This is a genomic window from Thermus kawarayensis JCM 12314 (assembly GCF_055393575.1).
Window position 1 is genome coordinate 39013 of sequence record NZ_AP043757.1, and the last position, 18611, is coordinate 57623.

Consider the following 18611-nt stretch of genomic DNA (forward strand, 5'->3'; position numbering starts at 1 on the left):
GCCAGGGAGCCATAATGGGAACATGAAGGTCCTCATCCTCACCGTGGGCACCACCCGGGAGCCCCTGGAAGTGGCCTTGGCCGAACACGCCCCCGAGGGGGTGGTCTTCCTGGCCAGCCAGGCTTCCCATCCCGTGGCGGCGGAGCTTCTAAGGGACTACGGGGCCTCCTTCCGCCATCACACCCTCCTCCTGGAAGACGCGGAAAGCCTCCTCGAGGCCTACCAGAAGGCCCTCCTCGCCCTGAGGAAGGCCCTGGAATGGGAGGCCACGGCCATCGTGGCCGACCTCACCGGGTGGACCAAGCCCATGGCGGCGGGGCTCGTTCTGGCCCTCACGGGGCGGGGCGTGGTCTTCAGCTACGTGGGCGGGGAGAGGCGCGACCCCGGGACGGGCCGGGTCCTCCCGGGAGCCGAGCGCCTCCGGGCCCTGGAGGACCCCACCTCCCGGCTGGGGCTGAAGGAGTGGGCAGGCTTCACCCGGGCTTGGAACGCCCTGAACCTGGGCATGGCCCTCTCTGAGCTGGAAAGCCTTCTGAGCCGCCCCCTTTCCCCCTCGGAGGCCCGCTTCTACGGGGCCATGAGGGGCGTGGTGGAAGGCCTCATGGAGTGGGACCGCTTCCGGCACCGGGAGGCCCTGGAGAAGCTCTCCTCCCACCTCCCCGTGGCCCTGGCGGTGGCCGAGGCCTGGGGGCACGGGGGCAAGGTGCGGGTCCTACAGGGCCTGGAAGCCCTCCTCCCCCACCTGAAGGCCACCGTGGAGGCCGGGGGGAAGCCCACCTTCGCCCTCCTCCGGGACCTCCTGGCCAACGCCGAACGCCGGGCGGAGCTCGGCCGCTTTGACGACGCCCTGGCGAGGCTCTACCGGGCCCTGGAGCTGGCCGCGGAAGCCGACATCCACGAGCGGTTGGGCCTCGTGCTCAAGGACCACCAGACCTGGCCGGAGGGCTTCCCGCAGAGCCTGAGAGAGCGCCTCCTGAAGCCCCGGGGCCTCATGGACCTCCTGGAGGCGGCCTTTGAGCTGGACCTGGCCTTTGGCCAGCAGGGCACCCTGGCCCAGCGCCTCTTTGGGGAGAAAAACCGCCTCCAGGCCCTCCTGCAGAGGAGACACGAGAGCATCCTGGCTCACGGCACGAGGCCCGTGGAGCGGGAGGTGCAAACAGTTGGGGCATAGCGCACACCTCTTCACCCAAGCGCTCGCACGCCTTCGCGTCCTTCCGCCTCACCCGGGCGAGTCCCGTACGATGAAAAGCCCCGGAGGGGCTATACTCCCTCACAGGAGGCCGTCGGTGGTCAGCGGAGCTACCTCGCGGGGAAGGCCCAGGAAAAGGAAGAAGGAGAAGGCCTTCACCGGGGCCCAGGCCCTCCTGGTCTTCCTTTCTGGAGAAGACCAAAAGTCCACCCTGGACCTCATGCGCCGCTTCTCCGCCGCCGTGCGCTACGCCTACAACCGCCTTCTAGAGGGAAAGGACCGGGAAGAGCTCAAACGACAGGACGGCCCCCTCTGTACCCTCTTCCGCCTCAACACCCGCCACGCGGACGACGCCATCTTGAAAGCCCAGGCTACCTTAGACTCCACCAGAGAGAGAGGAGAAGACCCCCGCAAAGTCGTCTTCGGGGGAAGGAAGCTCTTTGAGCGACTGAAGCGGGGGCACCTCTCCGGCGAAGCCCTCAAGAAACTCAAACGGGAGTGGCGGGAAAGGCGTCAGGGCCTTCTCTACTCCCGCGGGGACAGGACCAAGGGGGGCAACCTCAACCTGAGGCTCCTCGTCAAGGACGGGAGCTTGTGGCTCCGGATCAACCTGGGGGACGGGAGCCACGCCCACGCCCTGGTGAAGACGGGCCACCCGAACCTTAACGCCCTCCTCCAGAGGGTGTACGCCTCCCTCCCCTACAACGTGGGGCTCACCCTCAAGGGGGGCAAGGTCTACGCCACCTTTACCTGGGAGGAGGAGCCCGCTCCTCTCACGATCACGAAGGAAAACGGGGTCCTTGCCCTGGACGTGAACTCGGACCCTTACCATCTCGCCTTGGCCCTCGTCTCCCCTGACGGGAACCTGAGGCGCCACCTGACCCTTTCCCTGGAAGAGGTGGACGCCGCTTCCAACAAGGGGGCGAAGGAACTGGTCCTCTGGAAGGTGGCCCACCAGGTGGTCTCCCTGGCCGAGGAGCGCGGGGTGGCCATCGCCACGGAACGCCTCAGATACCTCCGCAAGACGATGAGGGGCGATGGCTCTGGCAGGGCCTTCCGGAGGAAAGCGCACCGCTTCGCCTACCGTTCCCTCCTGAGGAAGGTGCACGCCCTCGCCAGGAAGCGGGGCGTGGAGGTGTTGGAGGTGAACCCCCAGGACACCTCCACGATAGGGATGCTGAAGTACGCCCCGCAGCTTTCCCTCTCCAAGGACGTGGCCGCCGCCCTCGTCATCGGGAGAAGAGCTCTGGGATTCCAGGAGAGGCTTCCTGAGGGCTACCAAGCTCTTCTCTCCGACGAATCCTTCCTCGCCTACGCCGAGGGCTTCTACGCCTCCAGGGTCCAGGAACTCCGGGAGAAGAAAAATACGGAGCCCAACCCCTACCTCAAGCGAAGGCTTTCCCGGGAGATCGGGAAAGTTGAGCGCTACCTCTCCTTGCTTTCAAGCCTTCAGGGCTCTCCAGGGAGCCGGAAGGGGTTTACCTATGGAAGGAACTCTTCCGGTGTTAATCCCTGGTGGGTCTTGAGGGTAGGTCTCTTCCTTCCCCTCCTCGGGCGAGAGGTGCCGAGAGATCTCTCTCCCCTCAAGCCCGTCCTCAATGCGTTTCCCGGACAGGAAAGCGGCTTCGGGGGACCGTGGGAGGGGTGGAGGGTTGGCCTAGGTCCTCATCCTGGTGGAGGGCCGGCGCGCAGTAATGTGCGCTTTGGTTGACCAGGACTACGAGCGCCTGCGGGACTTCCTCACGGGCCTGGACGAGCGCCTTAGGCCCCTTCCCCCCTGGCCCAAGTTCTAACCGTGACCCTGCACCTCACCCACCAGGGGGGCACCCTGCGCCTCCGGCAGGGGAGGCTTCTTCTGGAAGAGAACGGGGTGGAGGTGGCGGGCTTTCCCGCCCGGCAGGTGCGCTCCGTGGCCGTCTGGGGCAACGTGCGCCTCTCCACCCCCGCCATGGTCTTCCTTCTGCGGCAGGGAGTGCCGGTCTTCTTCTACTCCCTGGAGGGCTTCCTCCACGGGGTGGCGGGGGCTTTTCCCGACCCCCACCCAGGCCACCTCCGGGCCCAGTTTTCCGCCGAGGCTTTACCCCTGGCCCAGGCCTTCGTGGCAGGCAAGCTCCGTTCGGCCCTGACCCTTCTGGAACGCCAGCGCCTTCCCGAGGCGGGGGACGTGGCGGAGGCCCTGGCCCGGGCCGAAAGGGTCACGGGCCTCGAGCGCCTCCGGGGCGCCGAGGGTGAGGGCAGCCGGGCTTACTTCCGGGGACTGGAGCGGCTCCTTGGGAAGTATGGCTTTTCGGGCCGCACCCGTAGACCGCCCAGGGACCCGGTGAACGCCGCCCTCTCCTACGGGTACGCCCTGCTCCTCGGGCGGACGCTGGTGGCGGTGCGGCTGGCTGGGCTCCACCCCGAGGTGGGCTTTCTCCACGCCGAGGGGCGGCGGAGCCCGGCCCTGGCTCTGGACCTCATGGAGGAGTTCCGGGTGCCCGCCGTGGACCAGGTGGTCCTCTCCGCCTTCCGGCGGGGACTCCTCACCCCCTCCCACGCTGAGGTGCGGGAGGGGGGCGTGTACCTGAAGGAGGAGGGGCGGAAGCGGCTCATCGCCCTGGTGGAGGAGCGTCTGCGGGAGGAGATGACCCACCCCCTTGGCTTCCGCAAGCCCTTGGTGGAGCTCATAGAGGTCCAGGCCCGGCGCCTGAAGGCGGCCCTTCTGGGGAGGGGGGAGTACACGCCCTTCTACCTCTGGCGATAGGCCACGCTATACCTGTGCGCAAAATTGCGGCGCAAAAGCCATTCCTTGAGCTTTGAAAAGCATAGCTATCTCCTGGACGGCGTTCTTCCTATAAACTTTGACCCGCTCCAAGGTTGCTGTGTGTGCTATACTTCCCCTGACCTGGGCCTCCAGGTGGGGACCTTGAAAGCCAGTTCTTCCCTTGGGGATGGGCAGTATGCGTTTTCTCCTTCTCATCGCCCCTTTTGCTGTAAGTTCTGGACGGCAGAAACTCCCAAAAACCTCCGTTATTCGCCCCATGCATATTCCAGACTTCATCTTTCTCACAAACCCCCCCTCTGAGGGCACCGTCCAGGACGGAGTTCTCAGGGGGGTAGAGTTGCAAACCACTTAGCCCCGTAAGGGGATTGCGACGATACCAGCCCATAGCCATCCCGCTCAGCGATATAAAGTTGCAAACCACTTAGCCCCGTAAGGGGATTGCGACTAACCTCCTCTTGCTTAAGACGAACCCACGCCTCAACTTTGAGGTTGCAAACCACTTAGCCCCGTAAGGGGATTGCGACTTCATTAGCCGTCAAAACCCGGAAAGCCCGCCCAAACTCGTTGCAAACCACTTAGCCCCGTAAGGGGATTGCGACTACCAGTCCCCCACCAGCACCCAGCGCACCCTCAGCATTGAGTTGCAAACCACTTAGCCCCGTAAGGGGATTGCGACTCCCCGGCCTCCTCGAAAACCTTCCAATCAAGAAGGTCCTGGTTGCAAACCACTTAGCCCCGTAAGGGGATTGCGACTGTTTACAAGGCCCGTGAAGTCAAATTGCACACCCTTATTAGTTGCAAACCACTTAGCCCCGTAAGGGGATTGCGACTGTTTACAAGGCCCGTGAAGTCAAATTGCACACCCTTATTAGTTGCAAACCACTTAGCCCCGTAAGGGGATTGCGACCGAGTTCATTGCCTTTGAAGGCGGTTTTTCCGGTGGACAGGTTGCCAACCACTTAGCCCCGTAAGGGGATTGCGACCTGGGGTCCAGGGGCCACTCGTCCACCCGCCCCTCGGGCAGGTGTTGCAAACCACTTAGCCCCGTAAGGGGATTGCGACCAGACGATTCCCTTCCCGAGAAAGGCGATGTGGGAGAGTCGCAGTTGCAAACCACTTAGCCCCGTAAGGGGATTGCGACCTCGGAATACTCGCTCCAGAAGGTCCCGGGCTCGTCAATGGGTTGCAAACCACTTAGCCCCGTAAGGGGATTGCGACTGGATGTAGACGGCGTAGGTGGTTTGACCCACCCAGGTTGCAAACCACTTAGCCCCGTAAGGGGATTGCGGTTGGCGGGCAGGGTATACTGGACCTTCAAAGCGGCTATGACGCAAGGCCCGGTTTACCTTGCCCTTTGTGGAAACCCCCCCACCGCAGACCTTCCCCCCGGGGGCCCGCGCGGCCCGGCTTCCCCAAAAGGACGGGCTCTTCGTGGTCTACCGGGGCCGGCCCTACTGGTTCAGGCCCTCCCTCGGGGAGGAGCGGAAGGAAATGTCCCGGAAGGCCCTCGCCCAGTTCGCCCAGGAGGCCAGGACCCTCGGGGGCCAGCTCTGCCTTGCGGTGGTGCCTTACCACAGTGCCAACCTCCGGAGCCGTCATCCTCGGGAGCGGGAGAAGGTCCGAGGTTCACGGGAGCGTCCCCGGGGTGTATCGCTTTCCCCAGGAACTGGAGAAGGCCCTGGGGGGCTAGCAAGCCCTTGATGGGGTTCCCGGAAGCCTGGTATTCTGGAGGCCAAAGAGGGGGATCTATGGAACGTCTCCTCGCTATCGCCCTGGGCCCGGTGCAGGAGTTCATCGCCACGGCCCGGAGGACCCGGGACCTCTTCGCGGGAAGCCGCCTCCTCTCCGAGGCCGCCGCCCGCGCCGCCCAGACCCTCGCCCAGGAGGTGGGGGCGGAGAACCTCATCTTCCCGGCCCCCGAGGACGGGGCGGGGCTGGAGAGGCTGGCCGAGGCGGGCATCCCCAACGTGCTCCTGGTCCGGGTCCCGGAGGGGAAGGACCCGGAGGCCCTGGGGGAGGCGGCCCTGAGGGCGGCCAAGAACTACCTCCTGGCGCGGGCGGAGGAGGTCTTTACCCCCCGCAAGAACCACCTTCTTTGGGAAGAGGCCCTGGCCCAGGTCCAGGACCTCCTGGAGGGCTACTACGCCCACCTCCCCCTCAAGGGGGACTACCCCGGGGCCCGGGAGCGGCTCATGGCCCTCCTGGCGGCCCGCAAGAACACCCGGGACTTCGCCCCCGTGGCCTGGGGAAGCCCGGCCTACAAGAGTTCCCTGGACGGGGCCCGGGAGAGCGTCCTCCGCCTGCCCGAAAGGGAGGCGGACCGCCTCCGGGTGCGCCTCGGCCTGCGCCCGGGGGAGTACCTCTCGGGCCCGGACCTCCTCAAGCGCTGGTGGCAGACCGAGCACGGCTTCCTGAGCACCACCCACGTGGCGGCCCTCCCCTTCTGGGAAGGGGTCAGGAGGGCTGGCCTCGAGGGGGCGCTGAGGAAGGCCCTGGAGGACCTGGGGAGGCTGGTGGGGGAGGAGGCGCGGGCCAGGACCCACCACCCCGCCCTGCGGGAGACCCCCTTCGGGGAGTGGGACGTCCGCCTCCTGTACGAGAGCCGCCTCGAGGAGTTCCCCGCCCTCGCCGAAGACCCCGGACGCCTGGAGGAGGCCCGAGACCGCCTCGGGAAGCTCTGGAGGGAGCTTTCCCGGGGAGGGGTGAAGGCGCCTCCCGGGGCCTACTACGCCCTCCTCCACGCCGACGGGGACCGCATGGGGGAGACCTTGGACCGGCTCAAGAGCCCCGAAGAGCACCGCCGCTTCTCCAACGCCCTGGCCCTGGGGTTCGCCGCCCGGGTCAAGGGCATCGTGGAGGCCCACGGGGGCGCCCTGGTCTACTCCGGGGGGGACGACGTCTTGGCCCTCCTTCCCCTCCACAAGGCCCTCATGGCCGCAAGGGCCCTGGCGGAGCGCTTCCAAAAGGTCATGGCTCCCTTCGGACAGGGTGGCCAGGCCCCCAGCCTCTCCGTGGGCCTGGCGGTGGTCCACCACCTGGAGCCTCTGCAGGACGCCTTGGACCTGGCCCGCAAGGCGGAGAAGTGGGCCAAGGAGGGGGAGCCCAAGCGCAACGCCCTCTGCGTGGCCTATAGCCCCCGCTCGGGCTCCGAGCGCATGGCGCGGGGCCGGTGGGACGAGAGCCCTCCCCTCACCCGCCGCCTCCTCCGCTACGCCGACCTCCTGCGGGCGGGGGAGGTGCCCTCCAAGGCCGCCTACGAGCTTTGGGCGCTCACCCAGGAGGCGAAAGGGGCCCTCTCCCACGAGGCCCTGGTGGCCGAGGCCCTGCGCATCCTGGGGAGGAAGGAGATGAAGCGGGCCTACCGGGAGGAGCTTAAGGCGTGGCTCCGCACCGGGGAGGACGTGCGCCGCCTGGCGGAGGAGCTCCTCCTCGCCCGCCCCTTCGCCGAGGCCCTGGACCAGGCGGGCGTGCCCGTGGAGAGCCGGGAGGTGTGGGATGCTCATTGAGCCCAGGGACCCCCTCATCGTCCGGGATGGCAGGCCCTTCACCAATAGCCCCGGGGCCCGGGCCAGAAGCCTCCCCTTCCCCCTTCCCCAGACCCTGGCCGGGGCCTACCGCACCCGCCGCGCCCTCCTGGAGGGCCTTCCCCTGCCCGAGAGGGCGGAGGAGGTCCTGGGGTGGGGCCTCCGGGGCCCCCTCCTGGCGGAGGAGGGAAGGGAGGGGTGGCAGCTCCTGGTGCCCCGGCCCCTGGACGCCCTGAAGCTGGGAGAGGCCGTCTACCCCCTCCGCCCCCTGGAGCTTCCCCAGGGAGCCGGAACCAACCTGCCAGAGGGGCTTGCGCCCGTGGGCCTTCCCAGCCCCGCCCTCAAGGAGAAGCCCGCTTCCCTGCCCGCCTTCTGGTACTGGGAGAGCTTCCTGAAGTGGCTCCTTCAGGACGCCCCCGAGGGCTTCTCCCCCGAGGGCCACGGCGGGCCCACCCCCGAGCTCCGCACCCACGTGGCCCTGGACCCCGCGGCCCAGACGGCCCGGGAGGGGTTCCTCTTCCAGACCTCGGGGCTGGAGTTCGCCCGGGAAAGGCGCCGCCTCGCCCTGGCCCTCTGGCCCGAGGGGCCGGAGCCCGAGGGGGTCTTCCCCCTGGGCGGGGAGAGGCGCCTCGCCTTCTGGCAAAGGGGGGGTCCTGGGGTTCCGCCCCTGCCCGGGGAGCTGGTGGAGGGCCTGGTGCGCCTCCGGGCGGCCCGCCTCGTCTTCCTCACCCCCGCCTTCCTGGAAGGAGCCTACCTTCCCAAGGACGGGGCCTTTGGCGGGGCCAGGGTGGTGGCGGCGGTGGTGGGAAGGCCCCTGGCGGTCTCGGGCTGGGACCTGAAGAGCGGGAAGCCCAAGCCGAGCCGCCGGGCGGTGCCCGCGGGGAGCGTCTACTTCCTGCGGTTCCCGGAGGGCTGGGGCGAAGGGGAGGTTCGGGACTGGGCGGAGAAGGTCTGGTTCCAGAACCTCTCCGATGGGGATCAGGACCGGAGGGACGGGTTCGGCCTGGCGGTCTTGGGGGTCTGGGAGGGGAAGCTCGGTCGCTGGGAGGAGGCATGAGAAGGGCGTTTCAGGAGGCGTTTTCGCCGAGGCGAAGGGAGGAGGGAGGAGCCCTGGTGCGCCAGGACGGGGCGCGGATCCTCACCTGGGAGCGCGTCTACACCCTCCTCACCCCCCTCTTCGGGGGCGGGGTGGAGCCCAGGGAGGCGGACCCCGTGAGCGTGGTGCGGGCCACGGAGGTGCGGGGGCACCTGCGCTTCTGGTGGCGGGCCCTGAGGGGCTGGCAGGCCCAGGGAAGCCTGGAGGAACTTCGGAAGCTGGAAAGCGCCCTCTTCGGAAGCGCGGGGGAAAGCGGGGCCTCCCCCGTGGCGGTGGAGGTGGAGATTTTGGAGAGGGGCCGGGAAGTTTACCCCTTCACGGACGTTCCCGGAAAGAAGTTAGCCCGGGCCCATCCAGAGGTGGCCCACCCCTATCTGGCCTTCCCCCTGCGGCGCACGGAGCAGGACCCCCAGAACTACCCCGTGCGCGTGGACGTGTCCTTCCGCCTTCGCCTTCGCTTTCCCGAGCGGGTGAAGAACCTGAACTTGGCCGAGGAGCTGGGGGCCGCCCTCTGGGCCTGGGAGATCTTTGGCGGCATCGGGGCCCGGACCCGGAGGGGCTTCGGCGCCCTCCTCCCCCAAGGAGCCAGGGCGCCCACGGAGGAGAAGGTCCGGGAGGGGCTTCGGCGCTACAGCCGCCTTGAGGGGTGGCCCGAAGGGGTGCCCCACCTCACCCCCAGTAGCCCGGTGCGGGTGGTGCCCCTTTCCTGGAGGGAGCTCGCCGAGCGCTACCAGGCCTTCCGCCAGGCCCGGCCCGGGGGGGGCAACCCCCGAAACCCTGGCCGCTCCCTCTGGCCCGAGCCCGACGAGGTGCGGCGCCTCACGGGGCGGCACGCCTCCACGTACCCGCCCAGGCACCCCGTGCGCAAGTTCCCCCGGGCCCAGTTCGGCCTGCCCATCATCTTCCACTTCGAAGACGGGGGAGACCCCGAAGACACGGTCCTGAAGCCCGATCTAGAAGACACGGACCGCCGGGCGAGCCCCCTCCTCTTCCGACCCCTGGGAGAGGGGCAGAGGCCCTGCGTGGTGGCAGTCCTGGAGGGGGCCCGGTTCCCCGGGAAAAAGCTGGTCTTGGAGCATGGTAAGGACCGCACTTGGGAGGTGGACCCCTGGCTCACCCCCGGGGAGGCCAGACAGATCCCGCCCCTAAGGGGCCAGGTGGACCCCGTTTTGGCCTTCGTGAAAAGCCTTTGAAGGAGGTTTGGATGAGCCAAGCGGCGCTTCTCTTTCTTCACGCCCTCTCCCCCCTGCACGCGGGGACGGGGCAAGGCATCGGGGCCATAGACCTGCCCATCGCCCGGGAAAAGGCCACGAACATCCCCTACCTGCCGGGAAGCTCCCTCAAGGGGGTGCTCCGGGACCGGGCCTCCGACTGGCACAAGGACACCCTCTTCGCCGTCTTCGGGCCGGACACGGAGAGCGCCTCCGAGCACGCCGGGGCGGTGCAGGTGGGGGACGCCAAGCTCCTTCTCCTTCCGGTCCGCAGCCTTTGCGGGGTCTTCGCCCTGGTGACGAGCCCCTACCTCCTGGAGCGCTTCCGCAGGGAGGCCGGGATGGTGGGCCTCCAGGTCCCCGGGGTCCCCGGGGTCCCGGACCCCACCCAGGCCCTCCTGGCCCCCGGGTCCCGGGTGCGGGAACCCGGGGGGAAGGTCTACCTCGAGGACCTGGACCTCAAGGCCCGGGAGGAGGCGGGGGCCGGGGCCTGGGAGGACTGGCTTGCCGAGCGCCTCGAGGCCCCGGTGAAGGGCCGCCTGGTGGTGGTCCACGACGACCTCATGAGCTTCCTCCTGGAGACGGCCACGGAGGTGGTGGCCCGCATCCGGCTGGACGACGAGACCAAGACCGTGGCCCGGGGAGCCCTCTGGTACGAGGAGAGCCTGCCCACGGAAAGCGTGCTCTACAGCCTCCTCCGGGCCGAGGCCTCCCGCAGGAGGGGGAAGGACCTCCCCGCCGAGGCCGTTTTCGCCCTGGTGAAGGGCCTCTTGGAAGGGGTGGTCCAGCTTGGGGGCAAGGCCACCGTGGGCCGGGGACTTTGCCGGATCGTGGTGGGGAGGTAGGCCGTGCGCACCCGCTGGCAGGTATGGGCCCAGGAGGCCTACGAGAAGGTCCGGGAGGCGGCCAAGGGCGAGGGCCGGGGCGAGTACCGGGACATGGCCCTAAAGCTTCCCGTCCTGGTCCGCCAGGCGGGGCTTTCCCAGGCCCTGGCCTTCGTGGACTCCCGGGGGAAGGACGCCCACAGGGCCCTGGGGAACGACCTGGCCCAGGTGCTGGGCTACCGGGACCTCCGGGAGTTGGCGGAGGCCGCCCGGCAGGCCGAGCTCCTCCAGTACCTCCGCCTCACCCGGGAGGTCTTGGCCGCGGCGGAGTGGTTCAAGCGCTTCGCCCAGGCCCTCATAGAGGACCCCAAGGAGGGCTCGTGAGCCGCAGGACAGCGCTGGAAGGAGTCCGCCTTCCCCGGAACGAGGAGCCCCACCGGGGCCTCTGGCTGGACAAGTTCCTGAGAAGCGCGGACCGGGAGGACACCGAGGCTAAGCGGGAGCTGGTCCGGGAGGTGGCCCGCATCCCCGAGCCCCGGGAGTACCGGGCCTTTTTTGAGCGGTACCGCAAGGCCCTGGAGGCCGTGGGGGCCGAGGCGCGCCAGGCCCAGACCCTTTCCCGGCTGGTGGTGGGGCTGGGGGGCGAGGGGGTGCTGGAGACCTCCCTCACCCTGCACCGCACCTACGGGGTGCCCTACATCCCGGGCTCGGCCCTCAAGGGCCTGGCCAGCCGCTACGCCCACCTCTACCTCCAGGGCGAGGCCTGGCGGCGCCACCTGGCCCGCTTCCACTGGGGCGAGGCCCAGGCGGCCCTCTTCGGCACCACGGAGGAGCAGGGCCTGGTGGTCTTCTTTGACGCCCTGCCCCTCCCCGGGAAGTGGCGCCTCCACCCCGACCTCCTGAACCCCCACCACCCCGCCTACTACCGGGGGGAAGACGAGCCCCCGGCGGACTGGGATAGCCCCACCCCGGTCCCCTTTCTCTCCGCCACGGGCACCTTCCTCCTGGCCATGGCCCCGGCTCCGGGCGTGGACCGGGAGGCGGCCCGCCCCTGGCTTGGGGCCGCCTGGGAGATCCTGGCCTGGGCCCTGAGGGAGGAGGGGGTGGGGGGCAAGACCTCCTCGGGGTACGGCCGGATGGGGCTAGAGGGGGAAGCCCCCCGGCCCCCCGGCGGCGAGGCCTCCCGGGACCCCAGGTATGCGGAGCTGGAAACCCGGCTACGCGGCCTCAGCTACCGGGAGCTCAGGCCCTTTTTGGAGGCCCACGCTCCCCTAATAGCCGCCTTCCCCGAGGAGGAGGCGCGGCGCTTCAGGGCGCTCCTAGAGGAGAAGCGCTTCCTCAGCAACCCCCGGGACCTTCGGGAGTGGGCCAAGAGGAACGAGGCCCTGAGGAAGGCCCTGGAACGCCTGGGCCTCTAGGCGCCCCCGGGATCACCGGAACCCCCTCCGGCCGAGGCTCCTCCTGGGAAGGGCCAGGGGCCGCTGGGACCAGGGGCGCCGGGGCACCTCCAGGGGCCTCTTGCCCGGGGGCACCTCGGGGGCGCGGGCCTCGGGAGGCAGGATGACGGTTTCCTTGAACTCTGGAGGCGGGGGAAAGCGGCGCAGGACCTGCAGCCGCTCCACCAGCTCGGGCCAGGTGAAGACGGCCTGGCGCTCCAGAAGCTGGAGGAGCTCGGCCACCACCCGGCTCCCCTCCACCAGGGCCTCATGGGGCACCGGCTTGCGCTCGTGCACCACCTGGTTGCGCAACCGGACCAGCTCCCAAAGCTCCCGCACCAGCCCGCCCCCGCCCCACTCCGCCAGGTATCCCTCCACCGCCTTCACCTTCTCCCCCAGGGTGCCCTCCGGCCACGCCCCGAGCCGTTCCAGGGCTTCCTCCAGGAGAAAGACCAGGCGCAGGAAGTCCCCCAGAGGGTCCCCGCTCCTTTGCCAGACCAAGCCCATTCCCTCCCCCTACCAGAACTGACACACCCGTGGGGAGAAGCCGTACCCCACCAGGGTACCCCCGCTCCGCCTCACCAGCTCCTCCCAGAAGAGCTTGATGGCGCCGGTGAGGCGGGCGTTGGCGTTGTTGTCTTGCCCAGCGCTCAACCCCGTGAAGCACACCTCCTGCTTCTTGAGGTTGGGCAGGCCCACCTTGGTCTCTATCCGCTTAAAAAGCCCCTCCCTCACCTCCGCCCGCTCCAGCCGGAGGTGGTAGTTGTAGAGGTTCACGAGCTCGGACTGCTCAAAGCCGTGGGCCATCACCAGGATCTTTCCGGGGCCTCGAGCCCGCTCCCCCGCCGCCTTGAGGGCCCCCACGATCTCGGTGCCCCGGGAGCACTGGAGGGCGGCCCCACGGCGGAGCTCGTCAAAGGCCTGGAGGGCCTCCCGCTTGAAGGTGGCCCGGTAGCGCTCCAGCCGGAAGCGGGGTTCGTTAAGGGCATCGGGGGTTTCCAGCACCCGCACGGGGGCCGTGTAGGACCGCCCGGTGATGGGGGCGATGGTCAGGCGCAGGGAACGGTCCACGAGGCGCGCGGAAAGCTTGGGCAGGACCTCGTTGGCGAACATGGAACGGTACTCGTTCTGCAGGTGCCTGGGGGCGCTGCACCCCAGGGCCACCAGCACCTGGTAGTCTTCCTTGCCGCCCAGGAAGGGCAGGGTCAGGAGGAGGAGAAAACTCATCATACCGCTTGGGCTTCCAGGGTCTCGGGGCCGGGAGGGGCCGGGGGGAGCCTAGGGGGGTCCAGGGGGGGAAGGGCCCCCACGAACTCGGGAGCCGGGTCCCAGGTGGGCCAGGCCCGGGCGAAACCGCGCCAGTAGGCGGCCACCTCCTCCCGGTAACGGGCCCCCAGGTAGTCCAGATGCCGCAGGGCCCCGTGGTGCAGGTGCAGAAGCTTGGCCATAAGGGCTTTTTCCCGGCTCTTGTGCTCCAGGTAACGCCTCAGGAGGACCTCCCGCTCGTGGGGGGCCCGGTAGCCCAGGAGAAAGGTGAAGGCCACCAGACCCAGGCCCAGCACCAGGAGGGCGGGAAGGGCCAAGGGGTTCTGGGGGTCCCCGTTGATCTGGGCCATGCGCCGGGTAAAGTCCACCCGCAGAAAGGCGAAGGCCACGGCCATGAGCACGGGAACGGCCACCATGGCCACCATGGGCAGGTTCCGCTTCCGCAAGGAGTTCCCCCCCTCGTGGCCCATCCAGAACATCACCAAGGTGGCGATGAAGGCGATGGTGTAAGCCTCCAGCTGGTTCACCTCCAGGGTGTCGGCCGCCAGCTTGTTGTACACCAGCTCCGCCAGGAACACCACTCCCAGGAGGGCGTAGCGCCCCCAGGAGGCCAACATGTGGACGAAAACCTCGGGGGTGGGGGTGTCCTGGCCCACCACCCGCTCCATGGCCTGGCGCATGTGCCGCACCTGGAGGAGGCGCTTCTCCAGCTTTGCCCTTTGGGCCTGGTAGCGGTGCACCAGGGCTTCCATGCCCCTGCGGTAGCGCTCGGCGAGCTCCTTGGGGAAGGGGGGCACCGCCAGGTAGGCCAAGGAGGCGTGCTTTTTGGAAAAGGCCTTGCCGTCCCTCATGCCAAAGCGGTAAGCGCGGATGTTCCTAAGGGTGGCCCACAGGTTCATCTTTCACCTCCGGGAAAAGGGTGTCCAGGTCCAGGGAAAGCCCGCTCCGCGAGGACAACCTCGCCACTTTGAGCCGCGCCTTGCGGTACACCTCCAGGGCGGCCATGCGAAAAGTCTCGTCCAGTTTCCTTATCTCCTCCTCCAGGTTCCGGACCCGGAGCTCCTCCCGAAGCAGGGCCTGGGCCAGCTGGGCCCTGGGGTAGCGCTCCTCCGCCTCCAAGGCCCGCAGGTGCTCCAGGTTGCGCTGGAACTCGGCCAGGGCCTTCTCCAGCACGAGACGCCTCTTCTTCCACCTGGCCTCCAGGACCCCCACCCTGCGCCGGGCCTGCTCCCTGAGGAAGCGGGCCCGGGCGGCGAGGGCCTCTGGGTTACGCGCCCTGACGAAAAGCATGCCCACCTCCTAAGCAAGACCTTCTCCCACACGCCTTGACCCCTCTCACGGGAACACCTCCCCAAGATCCTCCGGAAAGCGTTTCACCCCCTCTGGAAGCGCCTCCGGCCGCAAGGCCAGGTAGACCAGGTGCCTCGAGGAACGGCTAAGGTCCCCCGTCCAGGTGTTGACCACGAGAAGGGCCCTACCCCGGCTTCCCCCCACGCTCTGCGCGAGCCTTTCCATGAACTCCACCCGACCCCAGAACTTCGCGTTGGGAGTCGGCTTGCACTCCACGGGGAAAAGCTGGCCGCGGTAGTAGACCAGGCCGTCCAGCTCCGGGGCCTGGTCATCGCCCAGGTTCTCCTGACCCCGGAGAGGCTCCAGTCTGCCCGGGGGAAGGACCTTCCCTCCCCTGGGCTCCAAGGCCTGCGCCAGGCTGGCAAAGACGGCGTATTCCAAGGGAAGGCCCTCCTTGGGGCTCTGGGGCCCGAAGGCGTGCCCGGACAGCCTCTCCCAGCGCTCCCGGAAGGCCCGGACCCCCGGATCTTCCGGCCACGCCTTCTCCACCTCAGGCCAGCGGGCGAGGAGGTCCAGGGCGAGCCCGAGGAGGTCCCGGTCAAGGCCGAGCCCCCGCCACTCCTCCCCCACCCTCAGGCGGTACCCCCGGGTGGCGAGGAGCTCCCCAGGCTCCCCCTCCTCCCAGGGAGGAGGGCGCTCCCCGCCGGAAAGCTCCCGGATGCGGTCTCCCTCGAGGTAGTGGGCGAGGGCGGGGTCCTCCGCCGCCAGGTAAAGGCCCGTGGCCAGGGCGTGGGTGCCCCCGTTCAGGTGGACCTGGAGGGGGAAGCCCCGGGCTCTCGCCTCCTGGACCACGGGCCTCGCCAAGCGGTAAGCGCCCTTCAGGTCCCCAGGGCCCTCCAGGTGGACCGGGTGGGTCTTCATCCCACGCCCCCTGACCCCTTTCAGGAACCAGTCCAGGCGGGTTCGCATCTCGGGGGTGACGAAGAGGTAGAGGGTCTTGGGCTTGTAGGCCAGCATGGCCCCGTAAAGGGGGGTGGACTGTTCGGAAAGGGCCGCCAGGAGGACCGGCCCCGCCTTGGGCGGGGGTGGCTCGGAGGGCTCGAGCGGGGGCTTCCTGGGAATGGACCCGAGGGGCTTGCCCGGGTCCACCAGAAGAACCCCCGTGGCCTGGGCCCAGGTGCGCCACCGCTCCAGCCAACGGCTTCTCTGGTGGGGATCCAGGGCCTTCTGGTGCCAGGGCACCACGGCCCGGCAGAGCTCCCCTCCAAGGCGCCGGGCCTGTTCGGCGAAGGCCGCCATGAGCTCCTTCTTCATGTGTTCCCGGTCCGAAGCCCCCAGGTGGGGCCGGACCAGGTAGGGCTGGCCCAGGTGGACCACGAAGAAGACTCTCTCCTCGAGGGCCATGGGCACCCCGTCCTCCAGGGCGAGAAGCTGGACCGCCCTAGCCCCTTGCGGGAAGGCGGGCGGGGGCGGGGTTTCCAGCCACCTGGCCCCCGCGGGCTCCAAGTGCAGCCGGAGGTAGTCCTGGAGGTCCGCCATCTCCCCCTCCCCGAGCTCCAAGGTCCCGAGGGGCTCCCAGAGAAGGAGGGCCCTGGGGCGCTCCAAGGGACGGTGAGCATCCAGGAGGAAAGGCCTTCCCCCCACCCGCCGCACCCTCTCCAGGAGGAGGGCCGCGAGGAGCTTGCTCCCCCCGGTGAGGTTGACGAGGACCCCTTCGGAGAGGGGGAGGTCCTGGGGTAGGGCCCCATCCCTGCCCGCCGCGGGCACCAGTTCGTAGGGGACCCCCTCTTCCCGGAGGAGGGCGAGGAAGGCCTCCCGCTTGGCCTCGTACCCGTCCCAGAGGCGTTCCGCCAGGAAGACCGCCTTCCCCCTCCACCCGAGCCTCCGGGCGAACCTCAGGCCCATGAGGGCCGGGATAGGGTCGTTGCCTAGAGTGGAGAGGTAGAGGCGAGACATTTTGGCAAAGTATAGCCCCACCCCTCCCCCTAGGGCAAGGCCTGAAGGCGCCCCACCATCCAGCCCAGGGGGTAGCCGTCCTGGGGACTGCGGGCCCCCGCCGTCTTCCGGGTCTTGGGCTCCCCGCCCTCGGGGTGGTCCTCGGGGAGGAGGAGGGCGAGGCGCAAGGAAAGCCGCCCTGAGCCGAAGCCCACCCGGAGGGGGAAGGCCTCGAGGTCCCTTAGCCTCTCGGCCAGGGCCTCGTAGACCTCCAGGGCCCGCTTAAGCCCGTGGTCCTCGGCGAAGGCCCTTTCCCACTCCGCCACCTTGCCGTAGTAGTCCCGGAGGGCCCGGACCAGGGCCTCGGGAGGCAGGGGCGTGGAAACCCCCCGCTTCCCGTCCCAGTCCCGGCTTAGACCCTCGTGGTGGCGGAGGGTGAGGGCGAAGCGGGTGCCCACGCGGAAGGTCTCCGCCAGGAGGACCATCCCCGAGGTGTCCTTCGTGGGGTGGAAGACGCCGATGCGGTTCAGGAAGGTGGGGGTGGGGCCGGAGTCCGAAAGGAGCACCGCCCGGAAGGGGTCCTGGTAGAGGTCCAGGCTCATCCCCCGACGCCCCTCCCGGGCGTAGCCCAGGACCACCCCCTCAAAGGCCTGGTTCTCCTTAAGGTCCGGGCGCAGGGAGGGGTAAACGTGGGCCTCTCCGTCCCGCTCCCTCCAGGGCCGGAGGCGCCACACCCCCGCCCTCCGGTCAAACTCCGCCACCTGGCCCCCCTCTACCAGGAGGTGGAAGAGCCAGGCGGTGCGCAGGGCCCCCTTGACGCTGGAGCCCGGGAGGTAGGCCCCCAAAGGGGAGTACGGGAGGGGCCGGTACTCCAGGAGGGCCTCCTCGGTGGCGGAGCGGACGGTTTCCAGGAAGGCGGGGCTCGCCGGCACGGTGCGGAGGATGGCCTCCTCCGGGAGCTGGCCCGCCTCCAAGAGGTAGCGCAGGACCTCCTGGGCCGCCTTGGGCCCCTGGGCCACCTTCTCCAGGTACTGCCGCCTCCTCTCCCCGGGGAGGGCGAGGAGGAGGGCCGCGGGGTCCAGGAGGTGGACCTCCTTCTTGGCGAAGTCGGGCACGTAGGCGTAGGCGGGGTAGGCCTCCCCCGTGCCCACGTGCACCGGGCTCAGGGCCTCCAGCTCCAGGCGAAAGCTCCTCAGGAATCCCATACCCGCACCCCCAGGGGAAAGACCGCAAGGACCTCGCACACCCGCGCCCCCTCCTCGGGAGGCTCCTCAGGGGTGACGTCCAGAAGGGCGTTCCCCACCTCCCGGTAGAGGCTCCCCTCCCGGGTCCTGAGGTAAGGCCTCTTGAAGGGCTTCCCCCCGTGCCCCGCCCCCAGGCGGCCCCAGTAGGGCTCCACCTCGTAGTAGAGGGCGCCCTCCAGGGGCCCTGGGGCCAGGGTGGCGTAGGCGTTGGGCGCCTGGGCCTCGGGCAGGTCCACCTCGAGGGGGCCCTCCACCCGGAACCGCCCCAGGCCCACGCTGGCCCCACCCCCATACCCCATCTCACCCACGAAGGCCAGGGCCTCCCCGAGGTCAAAGGGGGGCTCCCCCAGGACGTAGAGGGCGTGGGGCACACGGGGGTCGGGGAAGAGGAGCTCCTGGGTGAAGAGGATGCCCCGCCTCGCCGCCCCCGTGGCCCGGTCTATGCCCACCCGGCTCCGGCGGAGCCTCGGGGGCTCCGGGGGCCTGGCTCCCCCCAGGACCTCCGGGGCCTCCAAAAGGGCCTCCTCTCCCCTTTCCGCCAGGGCCTTAAAGGTCTCCAGGCGCACCAGGGAGAGCCCCTTCAGGGCCTTCCGCAGGGTGGTCTCCTCCACCTGCGCGGGAGGAAGCTTGGGCCGGGGGAGCCAGCCCTCGGGGTAGACGCTGGAGAGGCGGAAAGGGGGCTCCTGGCGGAACCTTTCCAAAAGCTCCTCCAAAGCCTCCCGCCCGTGGGTGTAGCGGTACCACCAGAAGAGGTGGCCCATGAGGGTGGGGGCCCGGGGGAGGGCCTTCAGGGGGCCCCGGAAGTAGAGGCGGTAAAGGCGCGCCCGCATCC

General features: G+C 69.2%; 17 protein-coding genes and 1 CRISPR repeat array. Of the genes, 9 read left to right on the forward strand and 8 right to left on the reverse strand.

All coding sequences use genetic code 11. From position 1 onward, the window contains the following. The first annotated feature begins 22 nt into the window (after positions 1–22). The 3 genes from ACZ5RK_RS11435 (at position 23) to cas1 (ending at position 3932) form a co-directional block, all read left to right on the forward strand. Positions 23–1171, forward strand: coding sequence for a TIGR02710 family CRISPR-associated CARF protein (locus ACZ5RK_RS11435; RefSeq protein ID WP_464910126.1), 1149 nt, complete (start codon positions 23–25; stop codon positions 1169–1171). Between the two features lie 115 nt (positions 1172–1286). Then, positions 1287–2900 (forward strand): IS200/IS605 family accessory protein TnpB-related protein, encoded by a 1614-nt coding sequence (locus ACZ5RK_RS11440; RefSeq protein ID WP_464910127.1) that lies wholly within the window; start codon positions 1287–1289, stop codon positions 2898–2900. Between the two features lie 84 nt (positions 2901–2984). Beyond that, a complete protein-coding gene (gene cas1 / locus ACZ5RK_RS11445; protein ID WP_464910128.1) occupies positions 2985–3932 on the forward strand; it encodes a CRISPR-associated endonuclease Cas1 in 948 nt (315 codons plus the stop codon). Between the two features lie 6 nt (positions 3933–3938). Here cas1 and ACZ5RK_RS11450 read toward each other — a convergent pair whose 3' ends face one another. Next, positions 3939–4238, reverse strand: coding sequence for a hypothetical protein (locus ACZ5RK_RS11450; protein WP_464910129.1), 300 nt, complete (start codon positions 4236–4238; stop codon positions 3939–3941). A 51-nt stretch (positions 4239–4289) separates the two neighbouring features. Then, positions 4290–5244: direct repeats of the CRISPR family, unit length 37 nt; unit sequence GTTGCAAACCACTTAGCCCCGTAAGGGGATTGCGACT. A 457-nt stretch (positions 5245–5701) separates the two neighbouring features. Between ACZ5RK_RS11450 and cas10 the strand changes: the two genes are divergently transcribed. From cas10 to cmr6, 6 genes are read left to right on the forward strand one after another with little or no spacing between them, the layout of a single operon-like run. Continuing rightward, positions 5702–7459 (forward strand): type III-B CRISPR-associated protein Cas10/Cmr2, encoded by a 1758-nt coding sequence (gene cas10 / locus ACZ5RK_RS11455; protein WP_464910130.1) that lies wholly within the window; start codon positions 5702–5704, stop codon positions 7457–7459. Further along, on the forward strand, positions 7449–8534 hold the full coding sequence (locus ACZ5RK_RS11460; protein ID WP_464910131.1) for a type III-B CRISPR module-associated Cmr3 family protein: 1086 nt from the start codon (positions 7449–7451) through the stop codon (positions 8532–8534). Before cas10 ends, ACZ5RK_RS11460 begins: the two co-directional genes overlap by 11 nt. Beyond that, the gene (gene cmr1, locus ACZ5RK_RS11465) at positions 8531–9766 is read left to right on the forward strand and encodes a type III-B CRISPR module RAMP protein Cmr1 (RefSeq protein ID WP_464910132.1); all 1236 of its coding nucleotides are present in this window, start codon (positions 8531–8533) and stop codon (positions 9764–9766) included. Before ACZ5RK_RS11460 ends, cmr1 begins: the two co-directional genes overlap by 4 nt. An 11-nt stretch (positions 9767–9777) precedes the next feature. Continuing rightward, positions 9778–10629, forward strand: a complete 852-nt coding sequence (cmr4, locus tag ACZ5RK_RS11470; protein ID WP_464910133.1) for a type III-B CRISPR module RAMP protein Cmr4 — start codon at positions 9778–9780, stop codon at positions 10627–10629. Between the two features lie 3 nt (positions 10630–10632). Continuing rightward, positions 10633–10992 carry a type III-B CRISPR module-associated protein Cmr5 gene (gene cmr5, locus ACZ5RK_RS11475; protein WP_464910134.1) on the forward strand — a complete coding sequence of 120 codons (360 nt, stop codon included), beginning with the start codon at positions 10633–10635 and terminating at the stop codon, positions 10990–10992. Continuing rightward, positions 10989–12026, forward strand: coding sequence for a type III-B CRISPR module RAMP protein Cmr6 (gene cmr6, locus ACZ5RK_RS11480; RefSeq protein WP_464910135.1), 1038 nt, complete (start codon positions 10989–10991; stop codon positions 12024–12026). Before cmr5 ends, cmr6 begins: the two co-directional genes overlap by 4 nt. Positions 12027–12038: 12 nt before the next feature. On the opposite strand, the gene ACZ5RK_RS11485 is transcribed toward cmr6, so the two are convergent. The 7 genes from ACZ5RK_RS11485 to csm4 are packed head-to-tail and all read right to left on the reverse strand — an operon-like array spanning position 12039 to position 18609. Continuing rightward, a complete protein-coding gene (locus ACZ5RK_RS11485; protein ID WP_464910136.1) occupies positions 12039–12551 on the reverse strand; it encodes a hypothetical protein in 513 nt (170 codons plus the stop codon). Between the two features lie 9 nt (positions 12552–12560). Further along, positions 12561–13274: a hypothetical protein gene (locus tag ACZ5RK_RS11490; protein ID WP_464910137.1), complete on the reverse strand. Its 714-nt coding sequence runs from the start codon at positions 13272–13274 to the stop codon at positions 12561–12563. Then, positions 13271–14209 carry a hypothetical protein gene (locus ACZ5RK_RS11495; protein ID WP_464910138.1) on the reverse strand — a complete coding sequence of 313 codons (939 nt, stop codon included), beginning with the start codon at positions 14207–14209 and terminating at the stop codon, positions 13271–13273. The genes ACZ5RK_RS11490 and ACZ5RK_RS11495 overlap by 4 nt, the downstream gene beginning before the upstream one ends. Then, positions 14187–14600, reverse strand: coding sequence for a hypothetical protein (locus ACZ5RK_RS11500; RefSeq protein WP_464910139.1), 414 nt, complete (start codon positions 14598–14600; stop codon positions 14187–14189). Before ACZ5RK_RS11500 ends, ACZ5RK_RS11495 begins: the two co-directional genes overlap by 23 nt. A gap of 45 nt (positions 14601–14645) precedes the next feature. Then, a complete protein-coding gene (locus ACZ5RK_RS11505) occupies positions 14646–16556 on the reverse strand; it encodes a hypothetical protein (RefSeq protein WP_464910140.1) in 1911 nt (636 codons plus the stop codon). A gap of 29 nt (positions 16557–16585) precedes the next feature. Beyond that, the gene (csm5, locus tag ACZ5RK_RS11510) at positions 16586–17740 is read right to left on the reverse strand and encodes a type III-A CRISPR-associated RAMP protein Csm5 (RefSeq protein WP_464910141.1); all 1155 of its coding nucleotides are present in this window, start codon (positions 17738–17740) and stop codon (positions 16586–16588) included. After that, entirely contained in the window at positions 17728–18609 is an 882-nt protein-coding gene (gene csm4, locus ACZ5RK_RS11515; RefSeq protein ID WP_464910142.1) for a type III-A CRISPR-associated RAMP protein Csm4, read from the reverse strand. Before csm4 ends, csm5 begins: the two co-directional genes overlap by 13 nt. Positions 18610–18611: the final 2 nt, after the last annotated feature.

Excerpts from the sequence above, each read along its gene's own strand:
- ACZ5RK_RS11460 (WP_464910131.1), top strand. The coding sequence starts at position 7,449 with ATGCTCATTGAGCCCAGGGACCCCCTCATCGTCCGGGATGGCAGGCCC.
- cas10 (WP_464910130.1), top strand. The coding sequence starts at position 5,702 with ATGGAACGTCTCCTCGCTATCGCCCTGGGCCCGGTGCAGGAGTTCATC.
- ACZ5RK_RS11505 (WP_464910140.1), bottom strand. The coding sequence starts at position 16,556 with ATGTCTCGCCTCTACCTCTCCACTCTAGGCAACGACCCTATCCCGGCC.
- cmr4 (WP_464910133.1), top strand. The coding sequence starts at position 9,778 with ATGAGCCAAGCGGCGCTTCTCTTTCTTCACGCCCTCTCCCCCCTGCAC.
- cmr1 (WP_464910132.1), top strand. The coding sequence starts at position 8,531 with ATGAGAAGGGCGTTTCAGGAGGCGTTTTCGCCGAGGCGAAGGGAGGAG.
- ACZ5RK_RS11490 (WP_464910137.1), bottom strand. The coding sequence starts at position 13,274 with ATGATGAGTTTTCTCCTCCTCCTGACCCTGCCCTTCCTGGGCGGCAAG.
- ACZ5RK_RS11485 (WP_464910136.1), bottom strand. The coding sequence starts at position 12,551 with ATGGGCTTGGTCTGGCAAAGGAGCGGGGACCCTCTGGGGGACTTCCTG.
- csm4 (WP_464910142.1), bottom strand. The coding sequence starts at position 18,609 with ATGCGGGCGCGCCTTTACCGCCTCTACTTCCGGGGCCCCCTGAAGGCC.
- ACZ5RK_RS11495 (WP_464910138.1), bottom strand. The coding sequence starts at position 14,209 with ATGAACCTGTGGGCCACCCTTAGGAACATCCGCGCTTACCGCTTTGGC.
- ACZ5RK_RS11500 (WP_464910139.1), bottom strand. The coding sequence starts at position 14,600 with ATGCTTTTCGTCAGGGCGCGTAACCCAGAGGCCCTCGCCGCCCGGGCC.
- ACZ5RK_RS11435 (WP_464910126.1), top strand. The coding sequence starts at position 23 with ATGAAGGTCCTCATCCTCACCGTGGGCACCACCCGGGAGCCCCTGGAA.
- csm5 (WP_464910141.1), bottom strand. The coding sequence starts at position 17,740 with ATGGGATTCCTGAGGAGCTTTCGCCTGGAGCTGGAGGCCCTGAGCCCG.